Raw genomic sequence first — 16,442 nt, 5'->3', positions numbered from 1 at the left:
GTACGAAATGAGCACGCAACTTGAGTACCAGCCGGCCAACCCCGAGGCAGTGTTTACGTACGGCGCGCCTCAGTTGAAGTTCGGCCCAGGTGCGGCCGATGAAATCGGTTACGACCTTAGCCGGATGGGTGCACAGCGGGTCCTCGTGATCACAGACTCCGGCGTCGCGGCGGCAGGAATCCCTCAACGCGTGGCGGAGGGCATTCGAGGGTTCAATATTGAGGCGGTCGTTTACGACGGGGTACACATCGAGCCTAGCGACGCTAGCCTCGTGCAGGCCATCGAGTATGCCCGCGAATCCGGCCCGTGGGACGCGTTCGTCGCAGTCGGTGGCGGTTCGAGCATCGACACCGCCAAGGCGGTCAATCTGCTCACGACCAACCCCGGCGAGCTGATGGATTACGTGAACGTCCCGATCGGGAAGGGCAAATCCCCCGATCACCCGCTCAATCCCCTGGTCGCGGTCCCGACCACGACGGGAACGGGCAGCGAGAGCACTACCATTTGTGTTCTCGACGTGCTTGATCTGAAGGTGAAGACCGGGATTAGTCATGCGTCTTTGCGACCGCGCCTTGCAGTGGTTGACCCCGGTCTAACCGTCACTCAGCCATCCGGTGTCACTGCAGCAGCTGGCATGGACATCCTCTGCCATGCGCTGGAGAGCTTCACTGCTCGCCCCTACACCTCGTATCAGAGGAAGCAGCCACAGGAACGGGTGCCGTACTGCGGGTCTAACCCGGTGTCTGACATGTGGGCGGAGAAGGCATTGACGCTGATGGCGACGTCGTTCCGTCGTGCGGTGCAACACGGCGAGGACGAGGACGCCCGTGCGTCGATGGCACTCGCCGCCACGTTTGCTGGACTTGGCTTCGGTAATGCTGGGGTGCACATCCCGCACGCCAACGCTTACCCCATTGCAGGTCGAGTCAAGGACTTTCGCCCGAAGGACTATCCGGACAGCATTCCTATGGTGCCGCACGGCATGGCGGTGGCGCTCACCGCCCCCGAGGCATTCCGATTCACTTTTGAGACGGCTCCGGAGCGCCATCTGCGTGCAGCGGCATTGCTCTCGCCCGAGACCGACAAGCCGAACGATCTGAGTTCGTTTCTGCCGGAAGTGTTGACTCGACTTATGCGCGATGTTGGCATTCCCAATGGAGTCGGTGACGTGGGCTATAACAGCGACGACGTGGATGGCCTTGTAGAAGGCGCTATCATGCAGCAGCGGGTACTGGCAGCTGCACCTCGCGATGTTCGCGAGGAGGACCTCGCCTTGATTTTCACCCGGTCGATGAGTCTGTGGTAAGCGTCCAGCGTGCGGAGCTCGGGGGGCGGGGGTCGTATTGCGTCTCTTCCCTCCGTTTGCTGTCAGACCCGATTCTTGATTAGTCAGAGAGCCGACCTACTCCGATCGGAGTTGGTCGTCAGGGATCGCTTATCGGGTTCCGGACAGCACGAGTGCCCGAGTGTCGCCTCGGGCGGGCGTAGTTCCGAAGGGTTGGTCAGGGCCGTGTGACCGGGGGTGTCCGGGGACATGCGAGCGGGCGCAGCAGCAGCTTCGACAGCCGGTGCCGGGCCGGCACCCGATCACCGCGGGTGTCCTCGCGGGAGCGGACCAGGTTTCATGCGGCCTCCTGGGACACGCTCGGCGCCGTGACCGCGACGATCTCGCCCAGGTGCAGCAGCCGGGCCAGGTGCCGGGCATCACGTCGGTCTTGACCCGATCCCCGCACGGGCGCTGCAGCTTCAACGGCGCCGCCACCTGGCAGTCGATGCCCTGCCCGGCCAGGAATCGGGCGAGCCCGAACCCGGTCGGGCCGGCCTCATAGGTGACCGTGAGCGGCCCGGGAAGCACGTGATCCACGCCGCGATCTCGCCATGATCCGGGGTCAGGCGGCGCTCGAACAGCTCCTCGGTCCGCCCGTCGAGGCCGCACGCCACGACCGAGCGTGCGTGCACGTCCAGCCCGATACTCGTATCATTCCCGCTCACTGGAGCCTCCCACATCTGTGGCTCTACCGGCCAGGACCCACTCCTGTCGGCAACCCACGTTCACATGTGAGCGAGGCCCCAGCCCCACTTCCCGGTCACGCCGCCGTCCCAGATCACCCGGCTGGCCGCAGCCTCGCTCCCGGCCAAGAGATCGTCGACGAGGACCAGGTCCAGGTGCAGCGCCCGCAGCGCAGCGAGGACGAACGACCTTGACCTGCGACGAACGACGATCATCATCAAGCCGCGGAGGAAACGCCGGCTCTCATACCGTCTAGACCCACCACCCGCTCGCCCACGACATGGACACTGCTGTGGTTCCCCCGAGATCGTGGAGGGCTTCTCTATGCCGCTTCTCGTTTAAGAGTGGCGATCTCGTAGTTGATCGGTGACTGACCGTCGGCGGCGCTGTGCCGTCGCTGGTGGTTGTAGAACCCGTAGCACCAGTCGATCACGACGGCGCGTGCTTGGGCAACGCCGGCGAACTCGCTGCGGGACAGGACCTCCCACTCGAGGCTGGAGAAGAACGCCTCAGCAGCGGCGTTGTCGAAGCACGATCCGACCCGGCCCATCGACTGGCCGATCTGCAGCCGGCGACACAGCACGGTGAACTTGTCCGCGGTGTAGGTCGAGCCGCGGTCGGTGTGGAAGATGACCTCGGCGATGTGCTCGGCGCCGCCGCGGGCGGCCACGGCCATCGTGATCGCGTCGCAGGCCAACTGGGCATCGGGGTGCAGGCCGGTGGCCGCGCCGAGCAGCCGGCGGGAGTACAGGTCGATCACCGTGGCCAGGTACAGCTTCCCGGCCGCGGTCGGGACCTCGGTCATGTCCCCCACCCAGCGGCTGTTGGGCGCCGATGCGGTGAAGTCCCGGCGGAGCAGGTCGGGGAACTTCGGCGCGCTCTTGTCCTGCCGGGTCAGCCCGTTGCGGCGCCGGATCACCCGGGCCACCAGGCCCTGACGGCGCATCGAGTCGGCCACGGTCTTCTCCGAGACCATCCAGCCGGCCTCGCGCAGATCGGCCACCAGCCGGGGCGAGCCGTGCAGCCCCTTCACATCCTTGAACGCCTTCGCGACCGCGGCGTCGACCTCGGCGCGGCGCTGCTCGGTCGGCGTCGGCGTCCGGGAGATCCACTTGTAGAACCACGAGAGCGACACCCCGAGCAGGGCGCAGGCGATCGTGTGCGGCACCCGGTAGTTGGTCCTCTGGTCGGCGATGAAGCGGGCCACGCTCACTTCGTCGCCTCCTTCACCCACAGGACCACGGATCGCTTGAGGACATCGCGCTCCATCCGCAGCTCGGCGTGCTGCGCCCGCAGCCGTTTGAGCTCGTCGATGTCGCCCTTGGACAGGCCCTCGGTGCCCTCCCGGGCCTCCCGGGCCCGGGCGCACCAGTTGCCCAGGGTGCCCTCGTTGACCCCCAGGTCACCGGCGACCGCAGCGATCGACTTCCCGGTCTCCTCGACGATCCGGACCGCACCCTCGCGGAACTCCCGGTCGTACTTTTTGCGGATCTCTGGCATCGCTACCCCTTATAGCTGATGCCTCCGCGGTCTCGGGGGAACCTCACTGCTGCCGTGGGTGTCCGTGTAGCCAGGTGCACTCTGGGGGGTGTGTCCCGGTCGACCAGCGACACCGACACCCCGGAACCGCCCGGCGCGTCCGGGTCGGTCCGGGTGACCACACCATCTCCGGGCTGGCAGATCCACAGTCAGACGAGTCGCTCGAGGATCATGGCCATGCCCTGGCCTCCGCCGACACACATGGTCTTGAGGCCGTACCGCCTGTCGTGAAACTGCAGGGAGTTAATAAGTGTGGTTGTGATGCGGGCTCCGGTCATGCCGAACGGGTGTCCGACTGCGATCGCGCCGCCGTTGACGTTGAGCTTCTCCAGCGGGATGTTCAGCTCGCGGGCCGACCCGAGTACCTGCACCGCGAAGGCCTCGTTGATCTCAACGAGGTCGATGTCGTCGATGGACATTCCCGCCGTGGTCAAGGCGTTGCGGGTGGCCCGGATCGGGCCGAGGCCCATGATCTCGGGCGATAGCCCGGTGACCCCGGTGGACACGATCCGGGCCAGGGGAGTGAGGCCGAGCTCCTTGGCCTTGGTGTCGCTCATGACAACGACCGCGGCCGCGCCGTCGTTGAGCGGGCAGGCGTTGCCCGCGGTGATCATCCCGTCCGGCCGGAAGACCGGCTTCAGCTGGGAGACCGCCTCGAGGGTGGTACCGGCCCGGGGGCCGTCGTCGCGGCTCATCAGGGTGCCGTCGGGGAGGGGGACGGGCACGATCTCGCGCTCCCAGAAACCGTTGGCCTGCGCCTTCTCGGTGAGGTTCTGCGAGCGGACCCCGAACTCGTCCTGCTCCTGGCGGCTGATGTTCATCAGCTGTGCGACGTTCTCGGCGGTCTGGCCCATGCTGATGTAGACGTCGGGGAGGAGGCCGTCCTGCAGTGGGTCGTGCCAGGTCTCGGCGTCGCCCTGGGCGCGACGTTCGGTGCGGTAGAGCGCGTCGGTGAAGCGAGGGTTCTTCGTGTCCGGCAGGCCGTCGGACCGTCCCGCCGCCGTCGACCGGCTGACCGACTCGACTCCGGCCGAGATAAACACGTCTCCCTCGCCGGCCTTGATCGCGTGGAAGGCCATCCGTGTGGTCTGCAGACTGGATGCGCAGTACCGGTTGACGGTGGTGCCGGGCACCTCGAGCAGTCCCGCCAGGACGGCGACGACGCGCGCCATATTATAGCCGGCCTCGCCCGCGGGCTGGCCGCATCCGAGCATCAGATCGTCGATCTGTGTGTGGTCGAGGGCGGGAACCTGGTCGAGGGCCGCGGTGACCATCTGGGCGGTGAGGTCGTCGGGCCGCACGTCCCGGAGAGATCCCTTGCCGGCTCGTCCGATCGGGGAGCGGGCCGTCGCGACGATGACTGCTTCAGGCATGCGTGGAGTTCTTCCTCGTGATGGCGGTCTCGGCCGCACCGATCAAGGCACTGGCACTGGTGTAGACGGCAGCCTCAGGTGGTCATCGGCGTACGCCTCCGGTGCGTGGTCGGGTGTCAGTGGATCCGGTGCTGGACGGTGAGGGCGGCAAGGGCGGCTCGCGCACGCTCGGCCGAGCAGTGGTCGTAGTCGAGCAGCCGGACGTCCACGACGATGCCCGCGGCACCGTGGTCCTCGGCGGTCAGCTCGTAGCGCCCCACGAGCGCCGCGCCGTCGAGCAGACGCGTGAAGACTCTGCTGGTCGCGTCGAGACGCAGCCGGTTCTTCGCGACCTTGCCGATCGGGGACCTCGGCAGCTCGTCGACAACGATGTACTCCCGCGGCAGGGCGGCCCTCTCCCGCACCCGGTGCCGCGTGTGCTCGGCGAGCTCGGGCAGGCCGAGGTTGGCGCCCCGAGCGGGCACCACGTAGGCAACCGGCACCTCGCCTGCATCGGTGTCGGGCATGCCGACCACGGCGGCGTCTGTAACGCGCGGGTGGGCGAACAGGGCCTCCTCCCCGGCAGCGGGATCAATGTTGTGACCCCCACGGATGATGACGTCCTTGAGACGCCCGGTGATCCGCAGGAAGCCGTTCTCCTCGACGCTGAAGAGATCGCCGGTGTCGAGCCAGCCGTCCTCGAGAAGCGCGCCGTCGTCCTGCGCAGGATCGACGTATCCCGCAAACACCGCCGGGCCGCGCAGGTGCAGGACGCCGGACTCGCCGGGTGCACACGCGACGAGCTTGCCGTCCTCGTCCGTGCGGACCACCCGTGCCTGGGTATACGGGATGGGCATTCCCACGGCTCCCGTGACCGTTACCATACCGCGTGGGCTGGAGACGACCGCCCCCGACGTTTCGGTGAGGCCATAGCCCTCTCTGATCGCGAGCCCGGTCAGCTGCCGGAACCGATTGGCGATCTCGGCGGACAGCAGGGCGGATCCGCTGGTCACTCGTTCGATCGGGTGGTGCGCAGGGATGGCCTCTGGCCGTTGGACCAGGCGGTTCGCAATCGTGGGCAGGAGCGGCACGCTGTCCACGGCGAAGCGCTGCGCGAGGTTCCAGAACTCGTCGACGACACCGGGGCCGCGCCAGCCGCCCGAGGTGGGCAGGACCGCCGTTCCGCCGAGCGCCAGCGCGGTGAGCTGGGTGATGGCCAGGCCGTGAACGTGGAACATCGGGGACCCGCCGAAGCGAACGACGCCGACGGGCACCTGGTGCGAGATGGCCGAGCCCCAGCTGGCGTAGATCTGCCCGCCGTGCGTCACCTTCGCGAGCTTGGGTGCTCCGGTGGTGCCGCCAGTGGCGAAGATGCCGCCGACCGTGTTCCAGCCGATCTCGCGGGGACCCCCGACCGTCTCCCCGTCGTAGCGCTCGAGCTCGTCCTCGAGCTGCAGGAACCGGACCCCGCGAGGGGCGTGGCCCGTGCGGGCACCGCCGGCCCGGATCACGGTGTCGACACAGGGTGCGTGGTCGAGGATCGCGTCGATCTTCGGCCAAGGATCGGTGACGTCGTCGCCGCCGAAGGCGACGAGGACGCGTGAGCCGACGGTGCTGATCAGAACGCCGAGCATGTCCGGATCGAGCATCCAGTTCAGCGGGTTCGCAATGCCGGCGGCCTGGGCACCCCAGAAGGCGACCTGCGGCTCCGGGGCTCCCGCGGTCAGGATCGAGACGGGATCGTCTCCGGTCACGCCGAGATCCCCAAACAGGTTGGCCGCCTGAGTGATCTTCCGGAGAAGTTCCGCGTGGCTGACGTGGACCGCGGAGTCCGGGTCGTGCGCGTCCGGGACGTAGAGGAGCGCGGTTCGCTGTGGAGCGATCCTGGCGCCGTCGCGGATGTAGTCGTACACGCTCGAGGGCAGGCCCCGAGCCGCCAAGGGGGTGCGTTCGTACTCGTCGATGAGCTCGCGGCTGGAGAGGTCGACCGGCTCCCAGTATTCCGGGACCGGTCCGGTGACGTCCTCGACGCGGACTGTGGTCATCGCAGTGCTCTCCTCTATTCTCACTCGACGAGCTGGGCCACGGTCTCGGCGACGCAGACCGGCTTGCCGCCGCCCGCACGCTCGACGGTGACCTTGCTGCGGCACCGAGATCCGGAGGTGCCCCGCTCGACGTGCAGGAGCTCGACGCCTGCTCGGACCCACGAGTCGACGGGGACGATGGCCGGGAACCGCACGGAGTCGGCGCCGTAGTTGATGCCTATCCTGAGTCCGTCGACGCGGTAGACCTGCTGAATCAGGTACGGCAGCAGGGACAGGGTCAGGAACCCGTGTGCGATGGTCGTGCCGAACGGCCCTGCGGCTGCTCGTTCCGGGTCCACGTGGATCCACTGGTCGTCCCCGGTGGCGCGAGCGAACAGGTCGACCTGCTCCTGGGAGATCTGGTGCCAGTCCCTGTAGCCGAGATGGGTGCCGACGGCCTGTTCGAGGTCGACAATTCCGGTGAGGAGCCTCATGCCAGGTCCTCCTTCTTCGCACCGAGCAGACGATCCCGGTCGCGGTCGGGTCTCATGAACAGCAGCGCCAGGACCGCGAAGACACCCGAGGCGGCACCGAGGATCTGGAACGACAGCGCGAACCCATCGGCCGGCGAAGCAGCGTTGTCGACGATGACGCCGGCGAGCCACGGGGCGAAAATTCCCCCGACCGCCATGATCGCCATGTACACACCGAGGGTGCCGGCCAGCTGCTGCTGCGGGCAGATGACCGACACCGCGGTGTTCAGCAGCGGCGCGGCCACGGAAGCGATGCCATACGCGAGGGAGATCAACGCAACCACGGCCATCGGGGAGCCGATGTAGGGAACGAACAGCAGTACGGCCCCACCTACCAGCACCCCGCCGGCGGCCAGAACGCTGCGGGCCTTCCGCACGGTGGCGCCGTGGGCGACCATCCGGTCACTGAGGCGCGTGGCGGTCAGCATGACGGCGAGGGCGACCAGGCTGGGGATGCCGAACATCGATCCTGCCTCGATGGCGGAGAATCCGAGGCCCAGCTCGAAGTACGACGGCAGCCAGGTGAGGATCACGGTCTGCAACGCGTAGTAGGACATGAACAGCAGCGAGCCGAAGACGAACGTGGGAGCCCGGAAGATCGAGGTCCAGCGCACCGACGGAGCTGCGTCCGACGCCGACGCGTCGTGCTTACGGGCGGTGTACGGGCCATCGGACCAGGTCGCCAGCCACAGCACGGACCAGACCAGTCCGAGGACAGCCATCGTGATCAGCGCTGCCCGCCAGCCGTAGGAGACGGTCACCCAGGTCAGGATCGGAGCGAAGATAATCTTCGCTATGGAGACTGCGCTGAGCAGCAGGGCGCTGGGGAAGCCGCGCCTGGCCGGCGCGTGCCATGAGTAAACCGCCGCATGCATGAGTGCCGAGCTCGGTCCCTCGGCGAGCCCGAGGAGCATCCGGCCGGCGATCAGCGCGGCGAGGGTGGCCGCGAGGACGACCGGTAGCATCGCCGCCGACCAGACGATCGCCAGGGCCAGCAGGGCCCACCGGAGCCCCAGCCAGCGGTTCAGCAGGCCCGAGGTGAGACCGCCCAGCGTGAAGATCAGGAAGAACAGGCTGCCGACCATGCCGATCTGCGCGGCCGTCAAGCCAAGTTCGCGCGCGAGCGGCTGGGCGATGATTCCGTACACCGCCTTGTCGGCATAATTGATCATGTAGAGCAGAATGACGACACCGGTCATAGACCAGGCCGTGATGCCGCTGTGGCGCGGGGGCGCCTGCTCGGTACTTTCCGCGCTTTCCGCGACGTGTTCGATAGCCACAGAAATCCGGTCCTTCCGGAGGGAGACCACGATGTGTCCCGATGGCGAGCGGTGGTGGCAACCGGCGCCGCGACTGCTCTCAGCAGGCAGGGCGACGCCGGTTTCCGTAACAGATCAGTCGAATGACTCCTTGCCCTCGGCCACTCGCTGCTCCAGCAGCGGGGCCGGGGCCCAGTACGCACCATGCGCGGCCTCGAACGTCTGAATGCGACGGAGCACCTCGGCGAGCCCCAGGGTCTCGGCGTAGTACATCGGACCGCCCCGATACGCGGGGAAGCCGTACCCGTCGATGTACACCACGTCGATGTCTGAGGCCCGCTGCGCGACGCCGTCACCGAGGATCCGTGCGCCCTCGTTCACGAGCGCGAGCATGCATCGGTCGACGATCTCGGCATCGGTGATCTCACGGCGTTCGACGCCGTCCTCCTCGGCGCACTGCCGAATGATCTGTTCCACGACCGGGTCGGCGACCGGTTTCCGGCTGTCTTCGGCATAGCGGTAGTAGCCGGCACCGGTCTTCTGGCCGAACCGGCCGGCCTCGCAGAGCACGTCGGCCACCCGGGAGTAGCGCAGGCTAGTGTCCCGGGTCGGTGCCAGTCGCTTCCGCGCGGCCCAGCCGATGTCCAGGCCGGCGAGGTCGGACATGCGGAACGGCCCCATCGCGAGGCCGAACGTCTCCAGGGCCCGGTCGACCCGCTCCGGCGTCATCCCCTCCTCCAGCAGGAAATCCGCCTCACGACGGTACGGCGTGAGCATCCGGTTGCCGATGAAGCCCTCGCACACCTTCGACAGCACCGGCACCTTGTTGATCAGGCGGGCCACGGCCATGCTCGTCGCGATGACGTCGTCGGCGGTCGACTCACCGCGGACCACCTCGAGCAGCTTCATCACGTGGGCGGGGCTGAAGAAGTGCAGCCCGATCACGTCCCGGGGGCGCGACACCGAGCGGGCGAGTTCGTCGATGTCGAGACGGGACGTGTTCGATGCCAGCACGGCACCGGGCTTGGCGATGGCATCCAGCTTCGCGAAGACGTCCTTCTTGACGGCCATGTCCTCGAAGACTGCTTCGACGACGAGGTCCGCCTGGGCCACCACGTCCAGATCCAGGCTCGGGGTGATGAGCGCGAGCCGCTGCTCGACCTGGACGGCGTCGAGACGTCTCTTCGCCGCGGTCGCCTCGTAGTTGCGCTGGACCAGCTCGATGCCGCGCTCGAGCGCCGCCCGGTCTTGTTCGATCAGATCGACGGCAAGGCCGCTGTTCGCGAACGCCATCGCGATGCCGGTGCCCATCGTTCCGGCGCCGATCACGGCGATCCGCTCGACCGGCCTGGGCTGCACCGACCGATCGATGTCCAAGACCTTGGCGGCCTGCTTCTCGGCGAAGAAGGTGTGACGCAGAGCTTTGGCCTCGGTGCTCTCGAGCAGTCGGAGGAAGCTCGCGCGCTCGAGCGGAAGACCCTCCTCGATGGGGAGCTGCGTGGCCGCCTCCACGCAGTCGATCGCGGCCAGCTGGGCTACGCCGTTGCGGGTGCTGGGACGGACCCGTCGGCGGGCGGCCGCGAAGTCCGCGTCCCCCGCGGCCGGCGGTGGGAGGTCGTCCAGCCGCGGCTGCGCTCCGGCGACGCCGGTGTCGTCGAGGTAGGCCAGGGCGGCGTCGAGGACGTCGTCGTCGACGCAGGCGTCGATCATGCCGAGCTCGGCGGCACGCGGAGCCGGGACGGTGGTGCCGTTCTGGATCAGCTCCAGCGCCGCGTCGGTGCCGATGAGGCGGGGCAGGCGCTGGGTTCCGCCGGCACCCGGCAGCAGGCCGACGTCGACCTCGGGCAGGCCGATGGTGGCGTCCCGGTGCGCAATGCGGTGGCTGCACACCAGGGCCAGCTCGTAGCCACCGCCGAGCGCGAATCCGTGGATGGCGGCGACGACGGGCTTGGCCAGGTCACGGATTTGCTGGAGGACCTCGGACACGGTCGGCTGTGCCGTCGCTGCGGGGGTCCCGAACTGGCGCAGGTCTGCGCCGCCGCAGAAGCCTTTGCCCTCGCCGACGAGGGTGACGGCGCGGACCGCGTCGTCGGTGGCAGCTGCGGCAATACCTGCCGCCAGCCCGGTGCGGAGCGTGTCACCCAGGCCGTTCACCGGGGGGTTGGTCAGCCGGATGACGGCGACGTCGCCCCGGGTCTCGTAGTGGACGGTGGAGGACAGCTCGCTGGTGTGGGTGATCGGTGGCATGGCTATCTCCGCTCGTGCCGGCTCAACGGCCCTGGAACACCGCGTCGCGGCGCTCGATGAACGACTGGATGCCTTCCTTGCAGTCCTCGGAACTCATCACCGTCTCCCGGATTGTCGGGATCTGGTCGACGGCTGCCTGCTCCGCGGCCTCGAGGAAGGCCCTGGCACCGACCTTGGTCGCACGGATGCCCAGCGGTGCGTTGGTGCAGATCTCGCGGGCTAGCTCGATCGCCCGGTCGATCTGCCGGCCGAACGGGACGACCTCCTGCACGAAACCCAAGCGCAGCGCTTCCTGGGCGTCGAACCGGTCGCACAGGAACAGGTGGTACATCGCGTTCCCCCAGCCGGTCCGAGTGAGGTAGCGGAAGTGGGCGCCACCGATGGGCGCGATGCCACGCTTCGACTCGAGCTGCTGGAACACCGCCGTATCGGCGGCGACGACGATGTCGGCCGCGAGCATCATCTCGATGCCGACCGTGAACGTCAGGCCTTGGACGACGGCGATCACCGGCTTTGTGCACTGGCGACCCAGACCGAACGGGTCCACCTTCGCCGGGTCGCGTGGTTTCGCGGTCGCGTTGGGGCCGAAGAACTTGGGCATGTCGAGGCCAGCGGTCGTGTCCTGGCCGGCCGAGCAGAAGACCGCGGCCCAGAGTTCGTCGTCCTCCTCGAAACTCGTCAGGTGGTCGCTGAGCTGCTCCATCATCTCGGGCGTGTATGCATTCTTCTTCGCCTCGTTCTCGACGGTGATGACGGCGATGCGGCCGTCGCGCCGCATCGTGACCGCGCCGGGGGTGCTGTCGCTCATCGGAATACTCCTCGCGTCGTTGCCGTGGGAATGACCGGTCAGATCGCGGTCGCGCCGCCGTCGACCGCGAGCACCTGCCCGGTGATGTGCTTGCCGGCGTCGCTGGTGAACAGCAGTGCCGCGCCCTTGAGGTCCTCGCCGTCACCGATCTTGCCCTGGGGGACGCGCGCGACGACCTGGTCGAGGCGGTTCGCGAGTGTTCCCCGGGTCATGTCCGAGGGGAAGAAGCCCGGCGCCAGTGCGTTGACGTTGATGCCGTGTGGCGCCCACTCGGCGGCCAGGGCGCGGGTGAAGTTGATGACTGCAGCCTTGCTGGTGTTGTAGGCGATGGTCTTGGTCGAGGAGGGGCCGTTGCCGCGCAGTCCTGCGATCGAGGCGAGGTTCAGGATGCGCCCGGACCCGGCCGGGATCATCGAGAGCTTCCCGATCTGCTGGGAGAGCAGGAACAGCGAGCGGACGTTGAGGTTCATCACCTTGTCCCAGGCGGCCAGCGGGTGGTCTTCGGTGCGCGCTCCCCAGGTGGCGCCGGCGTTGTTGACGAGGATGTCGACCGTGCCGAGGCGCTCCACCGCCTCCTCGGCGAGTCGGACCACCTCGTCCTCCTTGCTGCAGTCGGCAGCGATCCATTCCGCCTTCACGCCGAGCCCGGACAGGTGTTCCTGGGCGCTCTCCAGGGAGTCGGCCTTGCGCGAACTGATCAGGACGCGGGCCCCCTGGGCGCCCAGGGCCTCGGCGATCTGCAGACCGAGCCCACGGGATCCGCCGGTGACCAGCGCAGTACGTCCGTCGAGGCCGAAGAGGTCAGTAGCCATGCTCATGGTCAATCCTTCGTGGTGATGAGGGGAGGGACGGACGGGTGGTCAGCCGGCGATCGCGGCCGGGTTCATGAGCACCGCGGTCGAGGACCGCGCGCGCAGCACCAGGGCAGCCGTGGTGGGCAGCATCTTGTCGATGTAGAAGTGCGCGAGGGCGAGCTGGCGCTCGTGGTATGCGGTGGCGGCGTCGCCGAGCGTCACGACGGTCTCGGCGGCCTGCGCCCAGAACCAGGCGATGAGGTAGTGCCCCACGAGGTCGAGATAGTCGACCGCGCTGGTGCCCACGCGGAGCTCGTCCTGCTCGGCCCCGGCGATCAGTTCCGTGTTCAGTTCGCGGATCTGCTCGGTCAGGGTGGACAGTGCCGTGCCGAACGGCGCGAGCTCGGGCGTCCCGGCGATCCGGTCGGTGAACTGGGACACCATTTCCAGGAGCTGCTTCATCCGGCGCCCACCGTCACCAATGACCTTGCGAGCGAGTAGATCGTGCGCCTGCACCCCGTTGGTGCCTTCGTAGATCGGCAGGATCCGGGCGTCGCGCAGCGACTGCTCGACGCCGTTGTCTGTGATGTACCCCGCGCCGCCAAGCACCTGCATCGCCAAGGACGAGACCTCGACCGCCCGGTCGGAGACGAAGGCCTTGGCCACCGGGGTGAGCAGGGAGAGCAAGTCGTCGGCCTGCACCCGAACCCCGAGGTCGGTCGCTTCCCGGCGCAGATCGGTCTGCAGCGAGAGCCAGTAGAGGAACAGGCGGGACCCGCCCACCCACGCCTGCTGGGTCAGCAGCATGCGACGGACGTCGGGCTGGTCGATGATCGGGTCGGCCGGCTGTGCCGGGTCGTGCAGCGACCCGGGGGCCCGCGACTGCAGTCGTTCCCGGGAGAAGGCGAGCGCCGCCTGGCCCGCCGTTTCGGCGACACCGAGGGCCATCACGCCGGTGCCGAGACGTGCACCGTTCATCATCACGAACATCGCGGCCAGGCCCCGGCTCTCCTCGCCCACGAGGTGGCCGACCGCGTCATCGAACCGCAGGACGCAGGTCGCGCTGCCGTGCAGCCCCATCTTCGACTCGAGGCCGTCGCAATGCACCCCGTTGGCAGGCCCGGGCTCGCCGTCGTCGGTGATCCGGCGCTTGGGCACCGCGAAGAGGCTGATTCCACGGGTACCCGCGGGTGCATCGGGTGTGCGCGCCAGGACGAGGTGGACAATGTTGTCGGTGAGGTCGTGATCACCGGAGGTGATGAAGATCTTGGTGCCCGAGATCCGGTAGGCCCCGTCGCCGCGGGGGACCGCCCGGGTGGTCAGCAGGCCGAGGTCGGTGCCGCAGTGCGGTTCGGTGAGGCACATCGTGCCGGTCCAGCGCCCGGAAGCCAGGTTCGGGAGGAACGCCTGCTTGAGCTCCTCGTCGGCGTTGGCGTTGATGCACCGGTACACACCGGCAGACAGGCTGGTGTAGAGCGCCCAGGAGGGATTGGCCGACGCGAGCATCTCCTTGATCAGGGAGCCGACGACGAGCGGGAGGCCGCCACCACCGTGGTGCTCGTCGGCGTCGACCGACGGCCAGCCGCCGGCGACGTAGCGCTCGTAGGCCTCCTGGAACCCGTCCGGGGTGTGCACACCCTCGTCATCGCGCCGGACACCCTGCACGTCGCCGGGGCCGTTGAGCGGGGCGATCACCCGAGCACAGATCTCGCCGGCGCCCTCGAGGACACCGTCGATCGTGTCGCGATCGATCTCGATCCCGGCCGACGATAGCACCGATGCCGTGTCGAGGACCTCGTGTAGTGCGAAACGCATGTCGCGGAACGGCGGGTGGTAAGTCATCGACACTGTCCTCCAGATAGCGCGTGGCGGTGCGCTCATTCTGTGAAGACCGGTGCCCGTGCCGGAGTCGGAAGACGGCGGGGGTCCCTGTCGGATTTCTCCGACAGGACGCACCAGGCGCTCTGGCTACAGTGCTGGGTGTGGCAGTGCTCGAGGACGGCGATGCCGCCGACATCGTCCAGCTGTTCAACGGGATCGTCGACCAGTCCGGGGCCGGCATCTACCTGATCCAGGACGGCGTCATGCAGTACGTCAACCGGAGCTTCGCCGCGTTCTTCGGAACCACCCCGGACCGGCTGATGCGCCGGCGTCTCGCGGATGTGGCACCGCCCCAACAGCGAGAGACGCTCGTAGCGCAGTACGAGAAGCGGATCGCGGCGGAGGGGCCGGTCGACCACTTCGTCGTCCGCCCCCACGTGCGCGGCCTGGGGCACAGAACCATCGAGCTGCACGGGTCGCAGGTCGACTACCGCGGCCGGCCGGCTGTGGTGGGTATCGGGATCGACGTCACCGAGCGGGAGCAGGCGCACGCCGACCTGCTCGAGTCGCGTGCCCAGCTGCGCCAGCTCGTCTCGATGGTGGAGGCGATCCAGGACGAGGAACGCGGCCGGATCGCCCTTGAGTTACACGACGTGATCGGCGGAATGCTGACGGCAGTGAAGTTCGACCTGACCCGGCTCAGGACGCGCATCGAGAACTCCGGTGGCATGGTCGCCGACGAGGCCAACTGCCTGCTCCGGCTGACCGGCGAGGTCACTGACGCGACGCAGGAGACCATCGAAGCGGTCCGCCGCCTGTCTGATGAACTGCGGCCCCACATGCTCGACCACCTCGGGTTCCACGCGTCGATCCAGGACCTCGCAACCCGGTTCACCGCGCGATACCGCGTGGAGACGACGGTCGACCTGCCCGGCGAACCCTTCGAGCTCGCGCCGGAGGTCGAGCTCGAGCTCTTCAGGATCGTCCAGGAGGCGCTCACCAACGTGGCCCGGCACGCCGAGGCATCGCACGTCCGAATCACGCTCGCGCGGGACGAGGACTCGATACGCCTGGAGGCCGCCGACGACGGGCGTGGGTTCCCCGAGGAGGGACCGGCGCCGACCGGCTTGGGCCTGGTCGGCATCCGGGAGCGGGCCCGGCGGGTCAACGGCGAGGTGACCATCGGCAACGCACCCACCGGCGGCCTGACCATCCAGGTGGCCGTGCGGCCCTGATCCGGTCAGTGCCGATGTTCGCTTCGCACGTTTCCGCTTAGTCTCCATGCCCCTGTCGGGCCGCCGCACCGGCGGGAAAACTGGGGGCGGGACTGCCTGCCCGACGCCGCTTCTTCGCTGGCACTCGAGGCCGCCGCTCAGCTCAGGCTCAGTCGATGAGCCGATGCTGGAGGGCGTACCGCACCAGCTCGACGTTGCCGTCGAGGCCGAGCTTTGTCAGCAGCCGGGTGCGATAGGTGCTCACGGTCTTCACGCTCAGGTGCATCTCCTGCGCGATGCTCGTCAGGCTGGTGCCTGTGGCGATCCTGATCATCACGTTGTACTCACGTTCGGACAGCTGCAGGTGCGGACTGTTCCCAGGCACCGCGTCGATCTTCCGCAGCATCTGATCGGCGACGTCCGGCGTGATGTAACGGCCTCCGGACACCACCTTGCGGATGGCCGCCATCAACACGTCGGCATCCATGTCCTTGGACACGTAAGCACTGGCGCCCGCCTCGTAGGCCCGGAGTGCGTACTGTTCGGCCGAGTACATGCTCAGCATGATCACGGGCAGTCGCGGCGCCACAGCGCGCAGCGCGGGCAGAAGCTCGAGACCGCTCTTGACCGGCAGGTTGATGTCGAGGAGAACGGCGTCGAACGGCTGCTCGCGCACCAGCTCGAGCGCGCCCTGGGCGTCCGTGGCTTGAGCGACCGAATCGACGCTGCAACCCTCCTCGAGAAGCCGGACGAGCCCGGCCCGGAAGATGGTGTGGTCGTCGACGATCAACAGTTTGACCAAGGTCAGGGGCCCTTCGCTGTGTGAGTGCGACGCAAGCC

General features: G+C 68.0%; 14 protein-coding genes and 1 pseudogene. 2 read left to right on the top strand and 13 right to left on the bottom strand.

Annotated features, from left to right (window positions below):
- Window positions 1–7: 7 nt before the first annotated feature.
- Window positions 8–1,306 carry a hydroxyacid-oxoacid transhydrogenase gene (locus PSED_RS34025; protein WP_013678753.1) on the top strand — a complete coding sequence of 433 codons (1,299 nt, stop codon included), beginning with the start codon at window positions 8–10 and terminating at the stop codon, window positions 1,304–1,306.
- Window positions 1,307–1,544: 238 nt separating this feature from the next.
- Here PSED_RS34025 and PSED_RS34020 read toward each other — a convergent pair.
- From PSED_RS34020 to PSED_RS33965, 12 genes and pseudogenes are all read right to left on the bottom strand, one after another.
- A pseudogene (locus PSED_RS34020) lies at window positions 1,545–2,007 on the bottom strand (IS110 family transposase); the annotation flags it as partial.
- Window positions 2,008–2,052: 45 nt separating this feature from the next.
- A complete protein-coding gene (locus tag PSED_RS34015) occupies window positions 2,053–2,229 on the bottom strand; it encodes a hypothetical protein (protein WP_013678752.1) in 177 nt (58 codons plus the stop codon).
- Between the two features lie 104 nt (window positions 2,230–2,333).
- Window positions 2,334–3,224: an IS3 family transposase gene (locus PSED_RS34010; RefSeq protein ID WP_013678751.1), complete on the bottom strand. Its 891-nt coding sequence runs from the start codon at window positions 3,222–3,224 to the stop codon at window positions 2,334–2,336.
- Window positions 3,221–3,511: a transposase gene (locus PSED_RS34005; RefSeq protein WP_013678750.1), complete on the bottom strand. Its 291-nt coding sequence runs from the start codon at window positions 3,509–3,511 to the stop codon at window positions 3,221–3,223. The genes PSED_RS34010 and PSED_RS34005 overlap by 4 nt, the downstream gene beginning before the upstream one ends.
- Window positions 3,512–3,699: 188 nt before the next feature.
- Window positions 3,700–4,923: an acetyl-CoA C-acetyltransferase gene (locus PSED_RS34000; protein ID WP_013678749.1), complete on the bottom strand. Its 1,224-nt coding sequence runs from the start codon at window positions 4,921–4,923 to the stop codon at window positions 3,700–3,702.
- Window positions 4,924–5,039: 116 nt separating this feature from the next.
- Window positions 5,040–6,947: an AMP-binding protein gene (locus tag PSED_RS33995; protein ID WP_013678748.1), complete on the bottom strand. Its 1,908-nt coding sequence runs from the start codon at window positions 6,945–6,947 to the stop codon at window positions 5,040–5,042.
- Between the two features lie 20 nt (window positions 6,948–6,967).
- Window positions 6,968–7,420: a MaoC family dehydratase gene (locus PSED_RS33990; protein WP_013678747.1), complete on the bottom strand. Its 453-nt coding sequence runs from the start codon at window positions 7,418–7,420 to the stop codon at window positions 6,968–6,970.
- Complete coding sequence (locus PSED_RS33985; RefSeq protein WP_143771199.1) at window positions 7,417–8,739, bottom strand: MFS transporter; 1,323 nt, start codon at window positions 8,737–8,739, stop codon at window positions 7,417–7,419. Before PSED_RS33985 ends, PSED_RS33990 begins: the two co-directional genes overlap by 4 nt.
- Window positions 8,740–8,853: 114 nt before the next feature.
- A complete protein-coding gene (locus tag PSED_RS33980) occupies window positions 8,854–10,965 on the bottom strand; it encodes a 3-hydroxyacyl-CoA dehydrogenase NAD-binding domain-containing protein (RefSeq protein ID WP_013678745.1) in 2,112 nt (703 codons plus the stop codon).
- A gap of 22 nt (window positions 10,966–10,987) precedes the next feature.
- Window positions 10,988–11,773: a crotonase/enoyl-CoA hydratase family protein gene (locus PSED_RS33975; RefSeq protein ID WP_013678744.1), complete on the bottom strand. Its 786-nt coding sequence runs from the start codon at window positions 11,771–11,773 to the stop codon at window positions 10,988–10,990.
- A 38-nt stretch (window positions 11,774–11,811) separates the two neighbouring features.
- Window positions 11,812–12,591, bottom strand: a complete 780-nt coding sequence (locus tag PSED_RS33970; protein ID WP_013678743.1) for an SDR family oxidoreductase — start codon at window positions 12,589–12,591, stop codon at window positions 11,812–11,814.
- Window positions 12,592–12,633: 42 nt separating this feature from the next.
- Window positions 12,634–14,409 (bottom strand): acyl-CoA dehydrogenase C-terminal domain-containing protein, encoded by a 1,776-nt coding sequence (locus PSED_RS33965; RefSeq protein WP_013678742.1) that lies wholly within the window; start codon window positions 14,407–14,409, stop codon window positions 12,634–12,636.
- 140 nt (window positions 14,410–14,549) lie between these two features.
- On the opposite strand from PSED_RS33965, the gene PSED_RS33960 reads away from it, so the two are divergent.
- Window positions 14,550–15,623 (top strand): PAS domain-containing sensor histidine kinase, encoded by a 1,074-nt coding sequence (locus PSED_RS33960; protein ID WP_158511366.1) that lies wholly within the window; start codon window positions 14,550–14,552, stop codon window positions 15,621–15,623.
- A gap of 148 nt (window positions 15,624–15,771) precedes the next feature.
- On the opposite strand, the gene PSED_RS33955 is transcribed toward PSED_RS33960, so the two are convergent.
- Window positions 15,772–16,392 carry a response regulator gene (locus tag PSED_RS33955; protein WP_233899517.1) on the bottom strand — a complete coding sequence of 207 codons (621 nt, stop codon included), beginning with the start codon at window positions 16,390–16,392 and terminating at the stop codon, window positions 15,772–15,774.
- Window positions 16,393–16,442: the final 50 nt, after the last annotated feature.

The sequence above is a fragment of the Pseudonocardia benzenivorans CB1190 genome (genome assembly GCF_000196675.2).
Lineage (GTDB): Bacteria > Actinomycetota > Actinomycetes > Mycobacteriales > Pseudonocardiaceae > Pseudonocardia > Pseudonocardia benzenivorans.
Note: the sequence above shows the minus strand (reverse complement) of the source record. Positions and strands in the feature narration are given on the sequence as shown.

Coding starts and splice junctions, on each gene's coding strand:
- PSED_RS34025 (WP_013678753.1), top strand. CDS start 8: ATGAGCACGCAACTTGAGTACCAGCCGGCCAACCCCGAGGCAGTGTTT.
- PSED_RS34015 (WP_013678752.1), bottom strand. CDS start 2,229: ATGATGATCGTCGTTCGTCGCAGGTCAAGGTCGTTCGTCCTCGCTGCG.
- PSED_RS34005 (WP_013678750.1), bottom strand. CDS start 3,511: ATGCCAGAGATCCGCAAAAAGTACGACCGGGAGTTCCGCGAGGGTGCG.
- PSED_RS34000 (WP_013678749.1), bottom strand. CDS start 4,923: ATGCCTGAAGCAGTCATCGTCGCGACGGCCCGCTCCCCGATCGGACGA.
- PSED_RS33995 (WP_013678748.1), bottom strand. CDS start 6,947: ATGACCACAGTCCGCGTCGAGGACGTCACCGGACCGGTCCCGGAATAC.
- PSED_RS33990 (WP_013678747.1), bottom strand. CDS start 7,420: ATGAGGCTCCTCACCGGAATTGTCGACCTCGAACAGGCCGTCGGCACC.
- PSED_RS33980 (WP_013678745.1), bottom strand. CDS start 10,965: ATGCCACCGATCACCCACACCAGCGAGCTGTCCTCCACCGTCCACTAC.
- PSED_RS33975 (WP_013678744.1), bottom strand. CDS start 11,773: ATGAGCGACAGCACCCCCGGCGCGGTCACGATGCGGCGCGACGGCCGC.
- PSED_RS33970 (WP_013678743.1), bottom strand. CDS start 12,591: ATGAGCATGGCTACTGACCTCTTCGGCCTCGACGGACGTACTGCGCTG.
- PSED_RS33965 (WP_013678742.1), bottom strand. CDS start 14,409: ATGACTTACCACCCGCCGTTCCGCGACATGCGTTTCGCACTACACGAG.